General features: G+C 32.4%; 18 protein-coding genes. 3 read left to right on the forward strand and 15 right to left on the reverse strand.

All coding sequences use genetic code 11. The features are described from left to right. Positions 1-51: 51 nt before the first annotated feature. The 13 genes from K8F54_RS11755 to K8F54_RS11815 all read right to left on the reverse strand — a co-directional run bounded on the left by K8F54_RS11755 (position 52) and on the right by K8F54_RS11815 (position 19,190). Positions 52-795, reverse strand: a complete 744-nt coding sequence (locus K8F54_RS11755; RefSeq protein WP_290791174.1) for a hypothetical protein — start codon at positions 793-795, stop codon at positions 52-54. Positions 796-869: 74 nt separating this feature from the next. Beyond that, positions 870-1,133 carry a hypothetical protein gene (locus K8F54_RS11760; protein WP_290791176.1) on the reverse strand — a complete coding sequence of 88 codons (264 nt, stop codon included), beginning with the start codon at positions 1,131-1,133 and terminating at the stop codon, positions 870-872. A 17-nt stretch (positions 1,134-1,150) separates the two neighbouring features. Beyond that, complete coding sequence (gene brxL, locus K8F54_RS11765; RefSeq protein WP_290791179.1) at positions 1,151-3,163, reverse strand: BREX system Lon protease-like protein BrxL; 2,013 nt, start codon at positions 3,161-3,163, stop codon at positions 1,151-1,153. A gap of 2 nt (positions 3,164-3,165) precedes the next feature. Beyond that, entirely contained in the window at positions 3,166-5,661 is a 2,496-nt protein-coding gene (gene pglZ / locus K8F54_RS11770; protein ID WP_290791183.1) for a BREX-1 system phosphatase PglZ type A, read from the reverse strand. Beyond that, positions 5,654-7,849 (reverse strand): hypothetical protein, encoded by a 2,196-nt coding sequence (locus K8F54_RS11775; protein WP_290791185.1) that lies wholly within the window; start codon positions 7,847-7,849, stop codon positions 5,654-5,656. Before K8F54_RS11775 ends, pglZ begins: the two co-directional genes overlap by 8 nt. 9 nt (positions 7,850-7,858) lie before the next feature. Further along, entirely contained in the window at positions 7,859-8,911 is a 1,053-nt protein-coding gene (locus tag K8F54_RS11780) for a 3'-5' exonuclease (protein WP_290791187.1), read from the reverse strand. A 23-nt stretch (positions 8,912-8,934) separates the two neighbouring features. Beyond that, positions 8,935-9,309 carry a hypothetical protein gene (locus tag K8F54_RS11785; protein WP_290791189.1) on the reverse strand — a complete coding sequence of 125 codons (375 nt, stop codon included), beginning with the start codon at positions 9,307-9,309 and terminating at the stop codon, positions 8,935-8,937. Between the two features lie 241 nt (positions 9,310-9,550). Continuing rightward, a complete protein-coding gene (locus K8F54_RS11790) occupies positions 9,551-10,657 on the reverse strand; it encodes a phospholipase D-like domain-containing protein (protein ID WP_290791191.1) in 1,107 nt (368 codons plus the stop codon). Next, positions 10,657-14,259 carry a BREX-1 system adenine-specific DNA-methyltransferase PglX gene (pglX, locus tag K8F54_RS11795; RefSeq protein WP_290791193.1) on the reverse strand — a complete coding sequence of 1,201 codons (3,603 nt, stop codon included), beginning with the start codon at positions 14,257-14,259 and terminating at the stop codon, positions 10,657-10,659. Before pglX ends, K8F54_RS11790 begins: the two co-directional genes overlap by 1 nt. 6 nt (positions 14,260-14,265) lie before the next feature. Further along, complete coding sequence (gene brxC, locus K8F54_RS11800) at positions 14,266-17,760, reverse strand: BREX system P-loop protein BrxC (RefSeq protein WP_290791195.1); 3,495 nt, start codon at positions 17,758-17,760, stop codon at positions 14,266-14,268. A gap of 6 nt (positions 17,761-17,766) precedes the next feature. Continuing rightward, positions 17,767-18,348 carry a DUF1788 domain-containing protein gene (locus tag K8F54_RS11805; protein ID WP_290791197.1) on the reverse strand — a complete coding sequence of 194 codons (582 nt, stop codon included), beginning with the start codon at positions 18,346-18,348 and terminating at the stop codon, positions 17,767-17,769. Further along, positions 18,349-18,945 (reverse strand): DUF1819 family protein, encoded by a 597-nt coding sequence (locus K8F54_RS11810; RefSeq protein WP_290791199.1) that lies wholly within the window; start codon positions 18,943-18,945, stop codon positions 18,349-18,351. It lies immediately after the preceding gene. Continuing rightward, a complete protein-coding gene (locus K8F54_RS11815; RefSeq protein ID WP_290791201.1) occupies positions 18,945-19,190 on the reverse strand; it encodes a helix-turn-helix transcriptional regulator in 246 nt (81 codons plus the stop codon). Before K8F54_RS11815 ends, K8F54_RS11810 begins: the two co-directional genes overlap by 1 nt. 126 nt (positions 19,191-19,316) lie before the next feature. On the opposite strand from K8F54_RS11815, the gene K8F54_RS11820 reads away from it, so the two are divergent. After that, entirely contained in the window at positions 19,317-19,718 is a 402-nt protein-coding gene (locus K8F54_RS11820) for a hypothetical protein (RefSeq protein WP_290791203.1), read from the forward strand. 7 nt (positions 19,719-19,725) lie between these two features. On the opposite strand, the gene K8F54_RS11825 is transcribed toward K8F54_RS11820, so the two are convergent. Both K8F54_RS11825 and K8F54_RS11830 read right to left on the reverse strand, forming a co-directional pair. Further along, positions 19,726-20,115, reverse strand: coding sequence for a hypothetical protein (locus tag K8F54_RS11825; RefSeq protein WP_290791205.1), 390 nt, complete (start codon positions 20,113-20,115; stop codon positions 19,726-19,728). A 39-nt stretch (positions 20,116-20,154) separates the two neighbouring features. Next, a complete protein-coding gene (locus tag K8F54_RS11830; RefSeq protein ID WP_290791207.1) occupies positions 20,155-21,300 on the reverse strand; it encodes a hypothetical protein in 1,146 nt (381 codons plus the stop codon). A gap of 411 nt (positions 21,301-21,711) precedes the next feature. Here K8F54_RS11830 and K8F54_RS11835 point away from each other — a divergent pair, with 411 nt between their 5' ends. Then, positions 21,712-22,026, forward strand: a complete 315-nt coding sequence (locus K8F54_RS11835) for a hypothetical protein (RefSeq protein ID WP_290791209.1) — start codon at positions 21,712-21,714, stop codon at positions 22,024-22,026. Further along, the gene (locus K8F54_RS11840) at positions 22,026-22,745 is read left to right on the forward strand and encodes a recombinase family protein (protein WP_290791211.1); all 720 of its coding nucleotides are present in this window, start codon (positions 22,026-22,028) and stop codon (positions 22,743-22,745) included. Before K8F54_RS11835 ends, K8F54_RS11840 begins: the two co-directional genes overlap by 1 nt. Positions 22,746-22,803 lie beyond the last annotated feature (58 nt).

Here is a 22,803-nt window from a genome sequence, read left to right on the forward strand (position 1 = left end):
CGGTCTCGTGTATCAGTAGTTGAGTGGTTTAGCAATTACTTATAGCCATTGTTAGGCGCTTTTGTTTATTTTTCTTTTCATTGTTTCGGATAATTTCATCAAATTATCATTCTGTAAACCACTAATAATATTTTTGGACAAATCTCTTTCTCCTAAATCCCATCTTCTCTCAAGTTGAATTTGTTCTTCAGTTTTATCAATATTGTAGCAATAGAGATATAAATCAAGTTTATTTTCTAAAATCGATGAAAAACATTCTAAACAGTTTAAGTAATAATTACTTTTTCTTTTGTTTAAATCAAATCCAATGTATATTATTTTGGTATGTAGTTTCATTAGCGAACAAGCAGATGCAACTCTATGAATTAATTGATATGGCAAATCTTGTATTTCACTGATTTCTATTTTCAATCCTGTATAGTTGTTTATAATTTCCAACCATCCTTCAACTACAAGTCTTTTATTAGAACTATTACTTAACCATTTTTTAACTTTTTCATATGGAGGTTCTGTTCTTTTAGCCTCAATAGCTATGCAGTCATTCGAATATTCAATCATTAAATCAGTGCAAGAAGGTAAACCTTTACCTTTAACAGCAGATATTTTATATTCAAATATGTAATCAATATCTGTGATAGAATTTAAGTTTATTAATTCTTTGCTAAGAATCTGATTGTGCTTAAACAAAACTATAAGTGGAATTGTTGACCGTCTCGGAGATTTAAATTCATTTTTATTAAATTTATTATAAATTAAATCAATCGAATTTATTTCTTGTTTGTTGTAAAAAATCATAAAATATTCTCATTATGAATGGTTAGATGATTATGTTTTTCCATCTTCAAGTTTACTTCTATACAACTCCTTTTCTATTTTAAGAATTCACCAAACTTTTTCAATGCACTTATGTAGGCATTATGACTCTTCTTACCGAATTCAGATTCATTACCAGTAGGACCATATTTCTCAATGAAATAATCAATATTTTCAGCCACTCTGTTAACTGTTATGTTTTCTCTTTTACAAATTTTTTGAACTCGTTTCATGTAGTCATAAACTGTAGATGGATTTCCAGAAGGGGTAAATTCGCTATAACCTTGCTGGATTAGATAACACTTAAATCGTTCTAACATAAACCATTTATTTAGAATTAATGTTTTACAAACGTCACTTCACAAGCCTTACAGAGCCTCTTTTCTTGTATGTATTCATTAATATCATACCAACCGCCTGTTTTTTGCCAAATGTCAAGACCTCGACCTAAAATAACCTTCCAGCCATTATCCATAACAATAGAACGGTCATGAATAAAATCATCAAATTCATAAGTAAAAATAATGCCTAATGACTCCAAAGAATAAGTCATCTGTTCAAAAGCATCCTTAGCTTCTGCAACATAATCTTCTACATTACTTGTAACCAGATGTAATTTAACTTCAGAATCAGGGTCTTTCTTTTCTGAAATTAGTTTTGCCAATTCCATAAAATTTCTAAGCTGATAAGGCAACCGCACATATGGGTCTACTATTTTTATATCTGATGCTCCAAGAAGATAAGCTCCAAATAGCACATCATATGAAATTCCAGATTGATTGTCCCTAACAATCTTTTGCCCTTCTTGTAATTCAATTTTAGTTTCTTTCAGTGAAGCAATAGACATAACCGACCTATCATTTTCTTGATTTACATAAAGCTTTTTTATAGGCTCTCCAAACTCGAGGACCTCTAGTGTTTCAATAGTTATTATTTCACCTGAATCTTTACAGCTATAACTAAAATCAACTTCTTCAAAGGTTTCATCCATTTTGTAAAGTTGTTCCTTCACTCTTTTTCGACTTTCAACGGCAAAATCTAAAAGTTCTCGCGCGTTTTCTTGGTTTATTTCGCCATGAGGATAAATTACTTTTGATAACCCAGCATAAGTTTTTGCAATGGCTGTTTTATCTCTGGTCGTAATAGAATCAGATAATTCAAAATAATGTGAATAATCATGTGTCCTGTCTTCTTTTCGCAATTCCTTTAATACTTCGGCTAAGTAGTCCACAATAAATCCATAGTCACTCGTGAACATTTCATTTCTTAATTTCTGCACTTCCCACCCTGGCAAATAACCATGCATTCTATCCAAGAATGCAGTATCATAATAATCTTTCGGTAAGGCATCAAATAAGTCACTGTGTTTTAACATATAGGGTACAGAACGGTCTGTATTTCCCACAAAAACCATAGATGCAGAAGCACCATAAACCTCTGTTCCTCTGGAGAATGATTTATTAGCCATGTAATTTTTCATAATATCTACTAGACCTCTATCAGTTCTTTTTGTTTTTCCTGCAAATTCATCATACGCCACAACATCCCAATATCCAACTAATCCAATCTCTCCAGAACTATTATTTACAAATAACTTTGCCTTAGAAACTTCACCACCAGAAATAAGGATTCCATGAGGTGACATTTCAGAGAAAATATGAGACTTACCCGTTCCTTTAGGACCTAATTCAATGAGATTATAGTTGTTTTCCACAAAAGGAACAAGTCTAGTTAATTGGAGTAATTTTGACCGAAAAGTAAACTCTTCAGGATTCAACCCAATGGTTTGCATTAATACATCAATCCATTCCTCTTTGCTAAATTGTTTTCTCGCTTCCTTATATTCATTAATATCTATATTAGATACTTGTATAGGCTTAATACTTTCAATGAGCCAAGGAACCATTCCCTTTTCATCACTTGAAAAATAACCCAAGGTTAGAATACACCAAACACCTCCTGATAATAATTTTTGATGTTCTTTTATAACATTATCTCCAATGGGAATACCTTTTAGACCAAGGTTTGCAAAAGAAGCTTCATACTGGTCTTTTTGGTCATTAAGTCTAACGGATACCTTATCAATTATTCTATGTGAACCTTTTTCCCTAACCGTAGACTTAACTATTTGAGCTTCATCTCGATGAACAAAATGCTGTGATATTATATTTTTTACAGTTTCTACACCTAGCACTATAGTAACCTCATCATCCGTAGCACAGTACTGCCCTAAAAGATATTCCAAAACGTATGTTGGAACTATAGCATTGCCCTTTACAGCATTAGTGAGGTCCTTTCTAACAACCTTTCCTCCGAAATACTCATTCAATTTTATGTCTAATTCTTTCATAATTAAAAGTCATCAAAATCATTAGTAAATGAAATATTCAAGGTATAGTAGTACTCTTTGTATTGTTTCCATTTGGTAGTACCCTCGACAGGTTCTTCTAAAATTAACTTTACTCGTTGATTTTTATACTTACCACTTGCTTTAGAAATTAATTGGAACCGATGTTTGACTTCCCTCAGCCTTTCACTTCCTTCTATAATGTTAAAATTATACTTAAACATATCACTCAACAACTCACCATCTTCAGCATAAATAGCAGCACGTAGTGACCTTGGTAATGTATTTTCTGTAGCTAAGTCTGTTTGTATAAAAGCTACTACCAAAATATTGGTGGTAATTCTATCTGTAGATTTGATAATATCTACCTCAACTTTTGAAGTAGTGTCCTGACGCTTTTTAGACACTTTAACCACAGGAATAACAATTTCCTGTAAGGTAGCTCCACCGTGAACAAATCGTGAACCAGCGCCTTTAATTCTAAGTCTATTTATAGATATAGGGATAAGTATATCAGCATCCGAATCTAATCCCAAGCTTTTAGCTGTAAAAGCCTTCGTTGTATTATCTCCTTTTAGTTTTTCACCAATAATAAACCGTCTATTTTCTTTCCAAATGGTTCCACTATGTCCAGATTCAATAAAGTCACTGTCATCTAATTGACTATGCTGGTAAATAAAGCCATGGTCCGAAGTAATAATCATATTATTACCGTTCATATTAGCTATCTTTTTCAAAAGTTCCGTTAAATAGTCTAATTCTTTTTCTACAGCATCAAACACCTTTTCTTCAGAAACCTTATCATCTCCCGTTTTATCAATTCTATTATGATAAATATAGATGAGGTCATACTGCTTTACAAACTCCCGACCAGTCGTACTAGAATTGAAGTTCATAAACTCATCAGCACCTATAGCAACTGCTCTGACTCCTGAATTAGATTGAAGCACGTTTGTTCGTCCTTGAATTCCTGAGCTTGATTTTCCATCTACAATTATTGAATCCGTTTTAGACTTAAACGATAATTTAGTATGCGGTAATAAAGAAGCCATTCCTAATTGAGTATACGATGGTAAAGAACCTATCATACTCCCAATTTCTGACTCATACCTATTTTCTGTTTTAAGGCGATTGTTTAATTCTGCACCAATTTCATATCGTAATGCATCTGAAATAATCACAAAGACTCTTTGATTTTTTTCAATAAATGGTTGAATATGACTCTTAAAAAATGAACGTTGGCTGTTTTGAGCTGTTGTTGACCACTGCTTTGTTGCATCCACATGTTTTTGCCAGTTATTATTATAGTTCAATAACCAGTTATTAGAATAAATTTTCTCAACAGTCTGTGCCAGCTCAGATATTATTTTATTCTGATTCGTCTCCCTGTAATTCCATATAAACTTCCTGTAAAGAAGGTCAACTTCATATAACTCTTCAGTGTAGTGTTCTATTCCCTCTTTAAAAGAACTATATATAGTGGTACTATATTTCTTAACAAGTTCTATAAATTCAGCGGCTATATTGACACAGTCATAAAAGTGCTTATACTTTGAGAACCAGAATTTGTTTTCTCGAATTTTAATATAGTTTTTAATCTTATCTGAAGATATTTCACCAGCAACTATTAATTCATTCAGGTTGTGTATTATTTTACGGTCACATAGTTCAAATAGATTGTCATTCATTATGATATCTAGGTCGGCATTACTCAGTTTCGACTCTATATTTAAGTCTAATGCTACTCTAGACGAAACCCTTTGAAATGTTTCCTTAAATTGGATTGTATCCTTCCATTGCAATAAAAAGACTCTGGTTTCTTTGCTCAAATCATTTTTTTGACCATAAACAAAGTTTTTGTTAAACACCTCAACAAGAAAATCATAAATAGTGGGGTTTTCAGTAGTATAGTTAAACTGGTGCTTAATTTTACCCCAGTAATATTTCTTCAGATTAAAGCGTTCTAAGTTTTTATCAAATTTATCATTTCCATCAATAAAATTAGTACTATGGGATTGAATAAATGTGTTGAGGTTAACAAAATCAGTATTAAAAACAACTGCCAGCATTTTACCTCTAATATCCTCATGTTCATCTCCATCTCCTAAAAGCTCTTTTAGTTTTGCCTTTCGTTCTTTCGATTTAAAGAATTCAATATGCTCTGCTACAAGCTCTTTAAGATGATACCCTAAACCTAACTCTTGCAAGAACATAGCTTCTTGGTCTGTATGGAAGGTATAGTGAGCTAATTCTAAATCCAACAACCAATTATCCTCGGGTGCTGGTTTTGGTCCAGTGAAGTAAAGAAGATACTTCTTGTCGGGATTATCTTTATACACTTTGTATTTCACTTCAAATTCATTGCCTTGAACTCTAATTTTTTCAAAACCACTTTCTTCTAGAGTCTCAAACTCTTCCTTCAATTCTGACATAGTATCGTACCAAAATATAATTCTGTTAGACTTGAATTTTGTCGATATGGATTCTTGGATTTTATTCATTGGACTGGATGTAGGTAATAAATATTCTAATTACTTCATTAATCTTTTGAGCACCAAAACCTTTTATTTTATCTAGTCTTTTTCCCTCAGCCAATAGACGCTCAAATTCGTGCTTCTTACTACCTATCCCCATATCTGGGTTTGCCTTTAATTCCTCATTAAATTGATTGAAACTAGTTTCTATTAAAGAAACCCAGTCAGGTCTTTTCCCAATTAAATCATCTTGTATAATTAAATCCATGAACCCTAGTTTATTGCTAGAATCTCTACCGTTTTTAATTTCTGGGTCAACAACAACTGAACCTTTTGAATTTGTATCCTCTCCCTGTTCTGGAGTTTGGAAGATATCCAACTGCTCACTTTTATTAATCGATGATTTTGTGTAATCTTTAATTTGATTAGTTTCATAAGAAGGTTGCTCTTCTTCTATAGAATTTTCCTTGCTCTGTTCTCGGTTTATTCGCTCAGCATCTATTTTCCATTTCGGTTTGGTTGGCATTGGTTTCTTTTCTCCAAAGGTTTCTATATAAGCTTTCAATCCATTTTGGTCAATTTCTTGATTAAATATTGTCTTGTTTATATACCTTGTGACTAATGAAAGTTTTTCATCATCTGACGTTAATGACTCCATCAGTATTTTAGAAATATTTGCATATCCATATGCAGCACCCCAAATACCAAAAGCAAGACCGTAATGATAGAATTTATTTCTATCCATAAAATCTTGTAGTTTTTCCATTTCTGAATAACGTGAGAGGAAACAAGCCAGTGATTTAAGCGCATTGTCTTCTGATTCATTTATTTTGAATCCTACACCAACCGTTATAAGGCTTTTATATAGCTTTCTCAGGAATATTACACTTTCATGCTTCTCACCTTTAGAGCTTTTAACTAAAGTTGCCACGTTTTGAATGATACCTTGTCTACACTGTGCAATTTCATCAGTTGAAGATAGTTCAACTCTGCTGAGAACTTCATTAACTATAAGACGGTAAACTAAATTCTCATCTTCACTAATCTCATTGAACGTTGTTTTAACTTCTGTTAAGCCTTCATTTATATTAATGTTGATACTATCTAATGCGTTTTCTCTCGCTATAATCGATTTGTAATCTCTAATTTTATTATTAATAATAGAGGTGTACCTATCAAAATTATCATTTAAACTTTTATAATTCTCCAAAGAAGAATTATCTAAAAATTCATTTACATTATCAATCAAGACTTCCAGTAATTCATCAATGGTGTACAAGGAATTATCTCTGCTTTTTATGAAATCGGAAACTAATGAATACACATTTATCCTAGTGCTTTGATATTGAAGCTTGTTTAAGATTTCAATGTCGTTTTTATCAGCATTAAAACTTTTTTGGATTAAATTATCTATGTCTGATTGTTCGAATGCGACAAATAAAAATTTTATTCTCTCAGTAATTTCAACTAAATGAGCTATTTTCTTTTTTGTTGAAGTATAATCAAATTTGACCTTCTTTGCTTTGTAATTTCTTGTAAGCACAGATAAGTCATTCATTAAAGCCGAAAAGGAATTGATAAATTCTTGGAAATATCTTGACCCTTCAGCCATTTCTTCAGGTTGTTCTTTTAGCTTTCCAGAAGCATAAGCATAAACAAATCCCTTGAATTTATTTATTTTCTGGTCTCTTAAAATTTCGGATTGATTACTATTTTTAGCATCTGACAAGTCAGCAATAACTGACTCATTCCAATTGAAAGATTCAATATCAAATTCCTCTAAAACATATATATTATTAGTATAATTGTCTACATTTTTAACCTCAATACTCCTTCTAGTACTTGCAATTATTTTTTTCTTCTCCTCTTCAGTTCTTGTTAAGAAAAAACACTCCATCCAATTGATATAAATAGACCTATCCGTTTGAATGATATCAATATTATCAATGGATTTGCTTGAATAACTTTCAGATAGATACTTCTCAGGAACACCAACATATAATGGGTATTCCTCTCTATCACTTCTAATATCAGAAAGCAATGGAACTTTATTATATGCCAGTATAGAATTTTGAAATGGATTGGCGTTAATCCTGTCAAAGCGCTTAAATCCAAACCCTCTTTTTTCATAGAAAGAGACTGGTGATATACTCTCCGAAGACAGAATATTATTAAAATTCAAACTATTAACGGGTATGTAATAATACTTATTCATAATATAATATTAGAAAGGTAAGTCAAGTGCTTCTTCATCTAGGTCAACAGCTTCAAAAAGTGATTTTGGAATTCCTGACAATAAATCAGTTAACGAGTCGGAATACAGAACAAATAAATCTTGGTACGTTCTAGTAAGTGCAACATAAAGCGGATTTTCATCTCTTTTCTTTATATTGTAATCTGAACACTCAGGAATAAAAACAGCTTCAAACTGAAGCCCCTTAGCACTGTGATAGGTTAAAATTTTTGGGTTTTCACTATGAAAATTAAGTGTAAACTTTGTGTCGTCGGGCCATGAGATATCATATTTAGCTTCAACTTGAAATTCTTTACCCTTATAATATTCGTCAGCTGCCTTTACCAATTTATTATCTGGTAGTAATATCCCGACATCGGTATAACCGCGTTCATCTATTGTATCCATAATAAAATCTAGTTGTTGGGACCAATTACTAGCTTTAACTAAAAACGGTTTATTAGCACCTTCCTTTGTACATCGACTCTCCAATGAGTCTCCTGTCGAGTTAGCATACTCAGCAATTCTTGCAATCTTTTTTGGTAGTCGATGATTTAAAACGAGCTGCTCCATGGGTAAAGCTGTGTGATAAGCTATTTGCTCCATGGTCATAAGATTATTTTTTAAGCCTTTATAAATCTGTTGTGCAGAATCACCAAAGAGGATAAAAGCTTTTTTAGCCGAATTTTGCAATTCTGTTAACTCATCTTTTGTGAAATCTTGAACCTCATCAACTATAATATAATCTGCAGATTTATGACCGTTATTTTTCCATCGATAATGGTGCATTACTCTGCTTTGTTCAAGTCCTACCTCATCAACACCATCGTTAATGAATTGACGGAGCGCCTTAGTATACACTACAACATAATAACTACCTAATTCTGCATCATCTATTTCTCTTGCTTTCCAGAGTGCTAGGACCGTTTTTCCAGAACCAGCACAGCCTTTTACTACAAAAGAGCTGCTCATCTTCTTTTGTATAATAGGAGTTTGATAATCGTCTAATTCGGATTCGTTGATGTACCATGCTTCTTTTGCCATAATAATATTTTTTAACGTATTAACTATGTTCTGTTAAATTCAATAAATAAAAAATCCCGAATTCTTTCAGCCTCCACTCGCATTAAATAAAAGTACAACTCCTTATACATTTTCGTTCCACTTTTACCTCTAAAAACATTTCCTTTGCTGTCGTCTATGATTGGACCATTTAGTACAAATTGTAACACTTTTGGGTCATCTAAATAAGGAATAATCATCTTATTAAAAAGCGTCATATAATGTGCTCCCCAAGTACAATCTATAAAATGATTTAGAATATCTACCATCTGTACTTTAATTTCATTAATTATTGAAACTTTTTCTTCAGCTCCACCTTCTTCTAAAATTTTTATGGCATCCATGGTATCTTGAATGGCGATATCCAATTTTGGACTCATAGGAATATATTCTTTTGTCATTCTACAATTCGGATAGTTACTACAACCCCAGAAAAAAGTATAATCTCTTTCTCTAGGAGCATAAAAGACAAGCCTCATTTCATTGCCACAAGAACACTTCATCTCATAATTTATTAATTAATTTTCGTCGTATCTATCCAACCAAACTCCATAACTTATCCTCTTGCTCTTTTATCATTAAAACCCAATTTCATTTTCTTAAAGTTTCATTTATTTTGCATTATTCATTAGCTTCTTTATACAAGTAATAATCAAGAATTGCTAAATCATCAATTCCTGTTTCTTTACAGATTTCTATGAAAAACTTATTCGTAGCCTTATATTTTTCTCCCTTGGAAATTCTTTGGGGCAATTCAATGCCATATTCATTCAACAAGTCTGCTATTTTATCATTGCTTACACAATATTTATCAGGGTTATGAAGTGTCAAAATTTTAGAAATGGTTGCAACTCCAACGCCTTTAATATATAAATCACCTTCATAAGCTCTATTGAAACGAATGGCAACATCAATGGTATCATCTGTCAAGACTTGAAGCAATTTCTTGAATCGCTTTTTCTCTTCCTTTAACGTTGGCTTTGGAATGGATATTAGATGACCTAACGCCCAATTTTCAAAAAAAGCATCAACATCCACTTTATCGAAGTTTGGGAAGTCTAAACTACTTCTTAATTCCTTAACATCTTTCCAACGTGCTTTTGATTCCTCTTTGTAATTTTTATGATTTCTATATGCCTTCAATTTCTTTATGAGTGCTTCTCTAGAACTCATAATAACATCATTTTCCTTCTCCAATTCCTTCTTAGTTTCCTTAGCCTCTTTCTCGTCTTGTTTTTTTCTTTCCAAGCGTTCCTTATAGGATTCCTCATATTCACTAATAAAGGTTGAGGTTAAAATGGAGGCTCTTTCCTTTATCCCATTAAACCATACTATAAGCTCTTTACAAGCTCTTTGACTTTCAACAATAAAGGATAGCTCAATATTTGAAAAAAGCCCACTTCGTGTGGTGTTTGCAGAACCGACAAAGGCTTTATACTTCCCTTTAGATTTAACAATATAGACCTTAGGATGATAAAATTCTTGTTTAGCAAACATCAAGACCTCGACATCACTAACATACTGTTGTTTATCTAATTCCTTTAGTGCTTTCACTTCAGTAGGCAAATCAATACCTAGGATATAGTGTTCTTTAGCCTTTTTTGGAAGGTTTTCTTGAATGAAAGTTAATCCTTGATTGGTTAGGAGTGCAACCGCCACCCAAACCTCATCGGCACTTTTTAAAGCCGACTTCAATTCCTTTTGAAGATTTTGGGTTATAGTTTTCATTATTTAATGGTTGTGGTATCTATCCAATCAAACTTCTTCACCTTGTCTTTAGTTTTTTTATCATTTAAACCAGCTAAAGGAGCAATAGCTTTACCAAACTTGTTATAATTCACCAATACACCATCATCAAGGTCTATAGCAATACGTTCTGTAGCTAAGGGATACAACACATCCCTTTCGTATTCCTGAAGCTCTAAAAGCACTATTCTCAGCTTGTCTTTCTCCTTAGAAGCTTTGGTTTGCTCACTGGAGCTTCCTGTTTCTATAATATGGTCCAGATGCTCTAAATGTGTGTTGAGTTTTTCTCTATATTCCTTTAGGTATCCATTTAATATTTGGTTTAAGGTATCTGGTGTATAACGATGCATATAAATAAGCACATTAAATGACCCTTTTGGTGATGAGAACATCCAATAAATAGGACGTTTCTTATAACGCTTTATATGGTCTGCATAAAAATCCTTTACAAAGTATTTTCGGATATCTTTCCCTAGACACTCTTCTACAAAGGCTAGGTTCTTCTCAAAGTTGGGTTTTCCAAAGCTTACCTTTAGGAATTCATAAAAACGATTGACAATATCATCCTCAAACCATTCATCATCTAGTATTGGGATAATGTTATCATCATCTGGAAGGAAGGACATGGCATCTTCTGTTTTCTCAACTTTTTTAAGGTAGTCTTCTAAGGTTTCTCCTTGATTTGCAAGGATTAAACCTTCTTTGTCTAAAGAATAACGTCCAAACATACAACCCACGGCATAACTCATAAATTGAGCAAATACCTCTTCAGCATCAAATACCAACTCCCCATTTACAATATCTGTTTCTTCTTTTAAAATAGTAATATCTTTTAACGGTACCTCTGGGGTTAACTCGTCTTGTAAACCATAAATCTCAATAAACTGTTTGTTAAGCTCTTCTTCATTTTTATGCAATTGGAAGAATTTGTTTTTCCAGTATTGTTGGTATAAATCGTAGGTTTCTTCAAGGTCTTGACTATCAATACGGATTAATTCATTTTGTAAAAAATCCCATGCTTTTTCTCGTGAGTTCCATTCTTCTTTAGATATGTGAATCGAATTTTCTACAATGACATTGGTTGTATCAAAGAAATCACTATTCATATATACAGGAATCTCTTTTACTGTTCCAGAAGTTAAATTTAAGGTTGGCGAGATAAATTCAAAGACCTGTTTAATAGTCTTAGAATTCATAAAGGCAAATAAATAGCCAAATTCATTCTCATTTTCTACGAATAATGAATCAGCTGCTTGGTCGAACAAAAAATAATCTTCTAAAAGTCTTATTGTATTTGTTCCAGAAGTAATTCTTTTCCAGCTTATTCCTTTCTTAAAATAGTTCTCCTTTTTAGCCATTGCATTTAATCGACAGCTGGGGTCCATTCTAATTAATTCCCCATCATCTTTCCAATTAATCAGATGAGTTAAATTACCATACCATTTCCTAGAACTCCCTCCCATCTGATAAGGTATCCAATATTGTTCCTCAGACAATTGTGGCATTCTACTCTGTAGCTTATGAGATACCTCAAACCAATTTCGAGTATATTTTGTATTGTTGCCTGTTTGCATTCCTGTTTTAGGGACGCAGACATTGTGGAATGGTATTGAGTTTTCAAGCACATAGTATTGTTGCTCTGAGAGCCAAAAACCAATTCTATTGCTTGGTATTCTTAAAAAGTCCTTTTGATTAGCTTTAAATGAAATTTTTAGACCAGATTCATCTATTAAGGATTCAATTGAAGCCACTTCCTTGTCTTCTCTATACTTATCAAAATTAATTTTTATAGATGAATCATTTTTTGATTTCAAGAATATATCTCTTATGTCATTAGGATATAAATGCTGAAAATTACGCTTGTGTAGTTTAAAGTAATACGACTCTTTATCAATTTTTTGATTGCGTATAATAAAAGCTGTTGAACCCCAATCAATACCAAATATTCCTCGTCCCATATGCAGCAATGAATCAATATGCTTTTCTTTAATTAATTTTTTCCTGAGTTTTTCAAAAGAAGATAAAAATAACCAAGATGGAAGGTTAATCATTCCAAGAATACCCATTGGATGAAGGGCATTCCATCCAGCTTCCATAAAACATGTCATTAAGTCGGCTTTACTATCTGGATAATTTACTTTAACGTAATTACCTAATTCTTTATTCATGTTACCTCCCATATATGGTGGGTTGTCTGCAATACAATGATATTTTTTGGTTAAAGGTATTAACTGGCTTAAGGCACTGGTTAATTGCTGCGAATAGCTTTTTAGGAATACATCGGATGTTGTATTAAATTTATTATCAATTTCTGTTATAATTCGTTCAAGCTCACTTAAAGAAGTATGAGGTATAATTAACGACCCTAAATTGGTAGCTTGTTGCATGTTTTTTAGGTCATGCAATAATTCATCAGATAAATCTGTTCCAATGCCTATAAATGCTTCTTTGATTTCGTCTGTAGTGAGTTTTAAATCTTGATAGCATAGAATATTAGGCTTTAGCTCTTTTCTAAATACTCTACGTTGGTAACTTCTGGCTTTCATAAGTAATGCCATACCAGCTAATTGTGCAGCACGTTCATCTATTTCAAAACCAAAGAGGTTTTTCTCAATGATGAGTTGTGGTATTTCACTGGGATTATAACCTTCTTCTTCATAAATCTTGGTCAATAATTCAAAACCATATACCAGAATATGTCCACTACCACAAGCTTGGTCTAACAGTGTAATCTCTTCAACAGAGTTTACCTTTAAATAATTTTCACTTTCAACTGAGGGTGACTCTATAAAATAGGGCATGTGCTCTCGCAACTTAGAATTAGGTTTATTTTGTAACCATAGTTTACCTACTGTATTTTGCACCATATATTCTACAATCCATCGTGGTGTAAACAATTGGGTTGCAGCTGGAATATCTTCTTTTTTCACTTTGCTTTTTGAAGCAAACACCTCATCTTTTTTCTCAGAAATATAGAATTGATAAATCCAACCAATAATTTCAACTTCTTGACAATCTTCAATGGTCATGCCATCTCTAATATCTTGTACAATTGAAAATTCAGATATTAAATCGTCTGGCAACAACAACTCGGTATAATCACTCAACTTTTCAAACAGAAATGGAAAGACTTTGTTGAGATGATTACAAGCTCCAATCAATAACTCTTTATAAGCTTCGTTTTGAGGGTTAGCACTTGGTATTTTACCATCCAAGACATCATAAATATGCTGGTTATTTACAGATAATTCATCTGGTATGTTCCCTTGTTTGGCTTCATCCAAAAGTTCTGGCAAAGTATAACCCTCTTTAGGTGTGACTACTTTTATACCAATGGGCTGGTAATCATTGGCATCCATAAAACGCAATGCCATGAGTCTATTAAACCAAGTATAAGCAACTTTATCTATGACTTGTTCCTTACTTGATGCATTGATAGCTTCTTGAAGTTTTCTTAATTGCGATGCTTTTTCCCTTAATTCTGCTGAGTCTGTAGTTAATACAAGCTCAAGTTTAGAACCAACGAGTTCCAGTAGTTTTCTACGAGCTTCCTGAGCAAATTTTTTGAGATGGTTGGTGTTCATATTAGATTACAGCGTGATTTTAAGATTCTGATTAATACGCTCCATATAAGCTTTTTTCAATGCGTCTAAATAGGCTTCTACATCTTCTTCTGTCTGCAACTCACGTTTATTGAAGTCTATATGAATGTTACTTCTTTTAATATATTTTGCCTTAGGTTCTTTCGCTTTTCCATCACCACCTTTTGGTGCTAACCATTGTGCCATTTTGTTCATTTGGTCGCTGTAGAAATGGTCATCTAGCTTACGAACCTCATCTCTTATATTTCCAATGAACCGTTCATTTTTTATTTTGGCTTTTAAAGCATTAATAGCGCCGAGAATTTCACCCTGTTGTGTTGTATCAATTTTGCCAAACTCATCAGAATTTTTGATGTCTTTTTCAATAGCATCAATTTTGGTATTGAATTGGTCTTTTTCAACTTTGATAGCTTCTAAGACCTTTTTTGTTAAACTGTCTTTTGCAGCTTTAGCCAACTGAATGCCATTGCCTTTGTAAGGTGTATTACTCTTGACTAAAGTTTCTAGAGTTTCTAATTCATCACCTTCTATATACCCAAAGTTGGCTGTATTACCTTTTAGTAGCGACTGAACATCATCAAAAATTTTAATCTGGTCACCATTAATAAAACGTTTGATAGGGTCCAGAAGGTCTTCTTTGGTTTCTAATAAATCATCTTCAAAATCCTTTAAATTCGTAATAAAATAACTGTATTCTTTTTTATTAAGTTTATCAAGTCTATCACTCAAACTATCTAAGCTTTGTAAAAAGTGGTATTCATGTCTTCTAGCCAGAATCTGATTGACATCCACGGACATTTGATTTAATTTATCCCTAAAAGCCAATGCCACATCTTTTGCTTCCTTGAAAGGACAGGACTCATCAAAGGCATCTTTATATGTTTGTTTTAAAGCATTAACAGCACTAGAGTCAAAATTAGCTTGTGGTTCTAAGAGAGTGGTACTATGTTTAGCACTATTTAATAAAGCTCCTAGTACCTCATCATCTTCAAGGTTGTTTGAACCTTGCATCACCTCAACTTTCCCCCTTTTGTATAGCCTAGCCACAATGGTCCAAATAGCATTTGGATACCATCCATAGGGTTTTCTACTAAAGTGAGCTCTAATATCATTTAAAGAGGTTCTGTCTGCTTGTTTCTTACGTCTATTAATTAGATTTAGTATTTCTGATTCGGCTTCAGACATGCTTGAGTCATCAGTACCAAAAAGGTCATCTTGTGTGGACCTAACCGTGGTTTTAATTGTGTCTTCACTATACTGAGTGGTTCCTAGCATACGCAGACTAGAATACACGGTTTTAATTAGGTCCTGAAACCCTTTAATCACTTTGGTTTTGCCATCTGTAGTGTGAGCAACTTCATGCTTAGCACCATTCATATATACCGTAGATGCCGCTAAAGCATTATTGGCTAATAATGTTATATTGCGTTTACGTTCAGAATTCTGTTGTGCTTTATCCTGAAGGATTCGCTTACGCTCTGATGGCATTGAGGTGGATAGGTTTTGTTTTACATATTTGCCAGTTCTCAAGTACATTTTTACATCCTTCATAAATAGGGCATCCGAACTCAAAACTAGTTTCATTCCTGTACTGCCCATGGTCTGGGATTGAATGAAGGTAATGTTATCGTAATCATTATAATTCTCTGTAATGAGTTCTATTTCCAGTTCCTTTTCACGTCCAAACATAACACCATCCATTTTACTGGTAAAATCATAATCCTGTTTGTTATCTAGGTATTTGATTCTATTATCACGTATGATTTCATCAAATAAGATTTCCTTAAGGAATTGGGTAATGGCTTGGTCATCAATATCAGTGTTTTTGATTTCCTCTTCAACATCTTTTTCATCATCCGTTAAGAACTCATATAAATCACCGTTACGTTGCACATAGCTTTGATTTTCAAGAATATTTAAAGCTTCATCTATTTGCTTTTCGTGCTCTTTGATATCTACATGAATATCATCAATTAAGAGTACAGAAACATTTCTTTTGGTTGTCTTAAAGTTCCCAAAGTACTTCACTAAGAAGAGCGCCTTCAATACTTTAATGGCGAACTCGCTATCTAAATTCCGTTCAGCCATAATGACTGAACTCTGAATCTCGCCACGTAATTCATTTCGAATACCTTCATACATTAAATCAAAGCTTACTAGAGCATTATCCCCCTTTTCTTCAATATGTTGGATTACCTGTTGAAAAACACCTAACATAGAACGCTCTCCTACCGAAGCATGTTTTCCTTGAAAGGCATTGTGCGTAGACAAGGCTCTTCGGCATTGTTGGAATAAATCAAATTGATAAGGAACTAAAGGAAATTTATTACTAAAATCATCCCCATCTTTATAACCTTTAAACTGAACTCCAGCCTCAGAAAAGGATAAAAGGGATTCCAAATGTGCACTGTCTTTTTTAAAGGAAGAGGCTAATTTTTTATGGATATCTTCCTTTTTCTTAAGAAGTCGCTTTTCTATAACTTCATCCACATTTGCTGAAGTAAGAGGAACTTTAATCTTAAATCTCGCCTGTATTCTAGAGAAATCATTTTGTTGGCTCTTATTCATATCTCCAACGACTTTTTCCATATCCTCTTGAGAAGTCACTAGAATCCAAGAATTTCCATTGGTCCGTGTAGCTAAGGTTTCGGCTATCGTTTGAAGGTTAAGCATGAGTTTGGTATTGTCACTGATGTATTGCCCTACTTCATCAACAAAAAAGTTTAATCTAAAACCATTTCCTTTTGAATCTAAATATGTTTTTACACGATTAGCAAAATCTTCAATGGATTGTTTTTCATTATCTTCCAATTTATCTAATACACCAATGTATTTACTTGAATCCGTATTATTTATTTCTCCTAATACTCTTGCCACTACTTCTTCGACCAATGGGTCATGATAATCAAGTCTAGCCTCTTCCCATGATTTTCCGAATTCAGTTTTAAATTTTGTTTTAAAATCGTTGTATTGACCAAGCTTATCTAACCACATCTCAAATTCTGCCACGTGAGGTCTGAATCCATAAAATCCTAGATGGTCATAAAAGACTTTATAAAAAACTGATAAAATAGCATTCTCATCTGATTTAGAAGTTATTTGAGCCTGTTGGTCTATGTTAAACAGAATACTTTCAGAAGGTCTTTTAGTTGCTTTGAGTACATCTGCTTTTAGCATTTCATCATCTTCAACCTTTTCGGCAAAAAGTTCACCACTCTTGCAACCATCAAATTTTTTGTTTTCTAAAACATAAGATAAAATTTTTAGAAGGTGTGATTTACCGCTTCCAAAAAAACCAGAAATCCAAACACCGTTAGCACCAGCATAATTATTATAAGCTGAGAAGAAATCTCTTATTTTCTTTGCTATTTCATGGGTGACAACGTATTCAGCTACCTCATCAGGGATGTGTTCACGGTCATCTGCTTTGATTACCGTTTCTATAGTTCTGTTGATGTCGTTGAGAAAGAAATTCTTTATCATAATATCTTATTTTGCTTCTATATTATCAATGTTAAATGCTCTGTAATAATTGTCATCTTTTAATAGACCAAACAGGTTTAATGAATGACCATCATATTCACCAGGGAAGAACATTACTGTAGGAGCTTCCTTGGCAATATTTTGAAGATTATTCAAAATAGTATGGGACCTGATAAATGGATATACTAAACCTACACCTGTTAAAAAGTAAATCTTGGCATTTGACGCTTTAATTTTTTCATCAATATTAGGTATCAGTATTTGATGTATATTTAATGACGACTGCAATGCTTTAAGGAACTTGTCCTTAGATTTAGCCTTTTCTACTCTGAACATACGCTCCATACCACCTTTTTCGTCTAATATTTCACACACCACATCGTATAGATTGATTTCAAGGATAGGCACGCCAGCATTATTTAATTTTTTCTTTAGCATTTGGATGGAGTCCATGACGTTTATCTCGTCCATAGCATCATAAGGTGAAATAAAAAAAGGTATTTCACCACCTAGACCATCCTTTTGCAAAAACCATCTTGAGGATAGTTTGTCATAAAGCTTTTCAAATTTGTTAACCAGTTCTACCATTTAACTTATGTTGTTAATTACTTCATCACTTAACATGAATACTTTAAGCCATTCTTCATTATCACTTACAATGACTTGCACAATTTCAGGACTTAAAAGCTGAGGCTGAAGTAACCTCTCTCTAACATCATTTATAATTCCAGCTTGTTCAAGAATCTTAAAGGTGACTTGTCTAATCTTGTACTCTGTTTGCTCGGTTAGCAATTCCATTTCAGGGTGATATTCAAACTTTCTACGGTAAAAGGAAATGTAATCCCCTTCACTTATTTCATAGTCATAAACTAGTAACTTTTCTCGAAGTACCTCAACCACAAATTCCCTTATAAATGCATGTGCTTTGCAAACCGACAGAAATGCTAGCTTTTTTCGTGTATTTAAATCACCTGACATAAATAATTGAAATTGTTGTTCGGAAAATTGCTTTAAACGCCTTTTTATAGCTACTAATCTACGTTGTCCAGTATTTCGATTACCATCACCAAAATCCACCATTTCTATTGGAAGTCTTTTACTGATAGCTTCAGCAACTTTTAGCATTTCATTTTCTCTTAATGAGAAACCAGTAAATGAAAAATTATATTTCTTTGTTTCTGTCATTAATTTATTAAATCGGATTCATCAATATTTAATGCCTCGCTTAATTTTTTAAGATTACTTTTAGAGGGATGGCTCTTATCTTTAACCCAATTGCTCAATGTGACTTCACTCACACCAATTTTTTTGGCAAGCCACTTTTGTTTTACACCTTTTGATTTTAAGAGTTCTTTCAGCATCATGTCTTTAATTAAAATTAAAGTTTGTCTTCTATCAAATGTACAAAAAGCAATAAATAATTTCTGCATGACTATCAATATTTTTTCTCTTATGATAACCAAATCTAAAATTTGAAGTAGTATAAAAACCTAATTAACTGAATTTTATAGTGTGGTTTTATTTTATTAGCTTTCCCTAACAATCAAAATCAGATAATGTATTTGCCTAAAGTCCTATACCCAGAAGAATTGTTGCCTAATAAGCGAGCTGACCATATTAACCAAGTCTGGCACGCTATTATGAGTATGAATATAATAGAGGTTGCTGAAGCATTAGTTGATGAGGTTGAATTCCATGAATCTAGTAAGGAAGAGTTTTTGGAAATGCTTAGCGATAGATTTAGAAAACACAGAATCTTAAAAGATGAGAAATTTTATTTGAACATTACCCATTGTTTTAAAATTCACAAAGATGAGATTATCCATGAATTTATTGGAATGGAATCAGGTATCAACCTTGGGCTAATTTTTGATATTACAAAAGACCGAATAACTGGTGTTAAGTTTTGCAATTGTTTTGGAGGTATATTTAATTTAGATAATTATTACCACTGGTAAATACTGCTTAAAATGGCATTAAACCAAGATAACTAGATTGTTCTGAGCAGAAGTATATGTCAACAATATTATCCTTTACAAACTCTATGTAAATACTATAGCGGGTTCCTGAATTATTTCCTGTAAAAACAAATACAGGTTCACTGCATAGACAACCAGTACATAAATTGGTAGAAAGGTTTAAAAAGGTGTCTCCTTGTTTTTTAAAGTATTGAAAAATTTCTTTTTGACGATATATGAAAGACGTTTTTCTCATATCTTGATAAAAGCAATCATCACGAAGCAAATTATTTAGCATATAATAATCCATATTTTGAAAAGCTGAAAGAACTGTATTCAGATAGGTTTTATTAGTCTCTTTTGATGTCATTTTTGAAATTAGTTCTCGAGCTTTCATTTTATTGAATTTTTGTAGGCAGTTTGTTTCAGTTATGTTTTATGAATTTTTTGATTTCCAATCAATAGAAATCTGAAGAGCTAATTCTTCCAATTTATTTCTACTTAATTTACTATTATTATCACTAAATATATTTGCTTTTAGTTTATATTCTTTTTTAAGGGTGACAGGACCTTTCTTTAAGTCGATACCTTTCATTGAATGTGGTCTTGGTCCAAGAATTATGTAATCAAAATCTTTTTTAAAATAATTCAAGATGTTGATATTCTTCATTTTATCATAATCTGTTGTCGGAACAATAATAGAACTATTAGGAAGTGTTAATTCGATATTCCTTTCGAAAGTTTCCTTGAAAATTTTAATAATTCCACTTTTATTCACAGTTGAACCCCCAATTATTAAAATTTTAATTTTTTTAAGAGTATCTTCATTTTGATTTTCTTCAGAGATGTTCAATCCAATATTTGATGCTCTAATTGAATCAATTCTCTCTTTAAAATTCTTTTCCTGTTCTAATTTGTACTGTTCGAAATCTTTTTCCCTTGTGGCAAAATCTTTTTCTATCTTCTTTATATTTAATTCTCTTTCAATTAGTAATTGTTCTTTTTTCTCAATATTAGACTGTAAGACTTTTAATTCTTCACTATCTAAAGATTTTTTCTTGAATAAATTGTCAATGTCTTCTGAAATCTTTGAACTAATACTTCCAAAAAAGTCAATAATTCTATTGTTTTCTTGTTGTAGCGATTTTGTAAGCTTGCCTAACTTGTCTAATTGCTCTCTGAAAAACTCTTTATCAGTCTCCAAAATGATTCTCTCAGAATCAAGTAAAGTTTTAATTTGGTTTAAATATTTTTTTTCCGATTCAATAAATATGCTCAATTCTTTATTTATAACACTATCATCGGCTTTTTTCGATTCCTTTTTATTAGTGATAAATTCATTTAGCAGCTCATTAATCGATTCTGAACTTGGTTTAGTTATCTTATCATCTGTAAACGGAAGTTTAAACATGTAGCTGTAACTAACCCCATCAGAAGCTGAATATTTTGGGTCAGTATAAAATTTCTTTGGAGCTAGATTCGCATTTTTTAAATGAGCCACTATTTTTTTTAGCTGCTCATCAGAGGCATCATTTATGCACAAATAAGGATAGTAGCGTTTATTATCGTAAAATATCTGCATATACTAATTTGAATTATTAAATCTACACAAACTTTTTATTGTAGGAAATAATTGAAAAAGAAATAAGAGGTCAATATTTAAAATGACAATTATTCAATTATTACTGAGTTAAGCCAGTATTTTTATACTGCTTAGGTTTCCTTTTTTGTTTTTTTTACCAGTCACCGCTTTATCTATTGAAGGGAGAGCTTATTTTCTTTCTTCTTTTTAAATATTCGAACCCAGTGGTCAGCTTCAGCTTAATTTATATTTTAGTAGAGCTTTCATCAATTAAATTTCATAAAAACTGCTGTCTATCTCCTTGTGTTAATCTCACATTTAATTTATAAGTCGGATTTATAACAAATTGCAAACTAATGTTAGCGATTTGTTATAAAAATAATTATCTTTGATTAACTTAAAAACATAGTCATGGAAAATCCCTCTATACAAATAGCTCAAACAATTTTATACCAAATCAAATATTTAGATAGAAGTGCTCTTATGGCATGGGGAGCAAAATCATTTTGCTCTTTATCTGAGAATAAAACTAGAGTTGGAGGTTTAAGTTTTAAGGTCAATGGTTTGACACATAAAGGTTGGGTAACAATTGAATTAGATTGGTTAGATACATATACAGTAGTTTTCACCAATAGAAAACGTGAGATTGTAAAAACCGTTGAAGGTGTATATTATGACATGCTAATAGATGTAATAGATTATATCGAAGGAAAACACGCAGCCTAATGAAAAAGTATGTCGCTTATTATAGGGTCTCAACCCAAAAACAAGGAAGTTCTGGGCTTGGCTTACAAGCTCAGAAAAATGCTGTTGCTAATCATGTTAATGGTAAAGGAAATCTAGTTGGTGAGTTTACAGAAGTTGAAACAGGAACTAGAAAGAAAAAACGTGTAGAGATTTATAAAGCTATCGAATTAGCAAAAGCTAATAAAGCTATATTGATTGTAGCAAAGCTAGACAGACTAGCTCGTGATGTAGAATTCACCTCTGCCCTATTCAATGGTGGAGTTGAGTTCATTTGTTGTGACAACCCAAATGCAAACAAATTGACTATCCAGTTACTTTCAGTAATCGCAGAACACGAAGCTGAGGTTATATCTAAAAGGATTAAGGACGCTTTAAAAGTGAAAAAGGATAAAATCAACAAAGGAATATATATCAATAAGGATGGCTCAGCTATGACTCCCATTGATGGTGAAGTTCGTTTGGGTAATCCTAATGGATTTGGTGAATATCAAAAATTAGGTGTTGAAAAAATAAAAGAAAATGCACGCAACAATAAAAATAATATCCAAGCTATGGATATTATATGTTCAGCAAGAAAGGAAGGTATGACTTATCAAGCTATAGCAGATAAATTAAATAAATTACAGTACACTACGAGACGAGGGAAACAGTTTAATCCTATCCAAGTTCAGCGGCTTTTTAAAAAGTGTGAAGATTAAAACAAGCCCTTGTAATCACAAAATTGGGAAGACCTATGATGAGAATTTTGTTTCAAAA

Source organism: Altibacter sp. (assembly GCF_019913785.1).
Lineage (GTDB): Bacteria > Bacteroidota > Bacteroidia > Flavobacteriales > Flavobacteriaceae > Altibacter.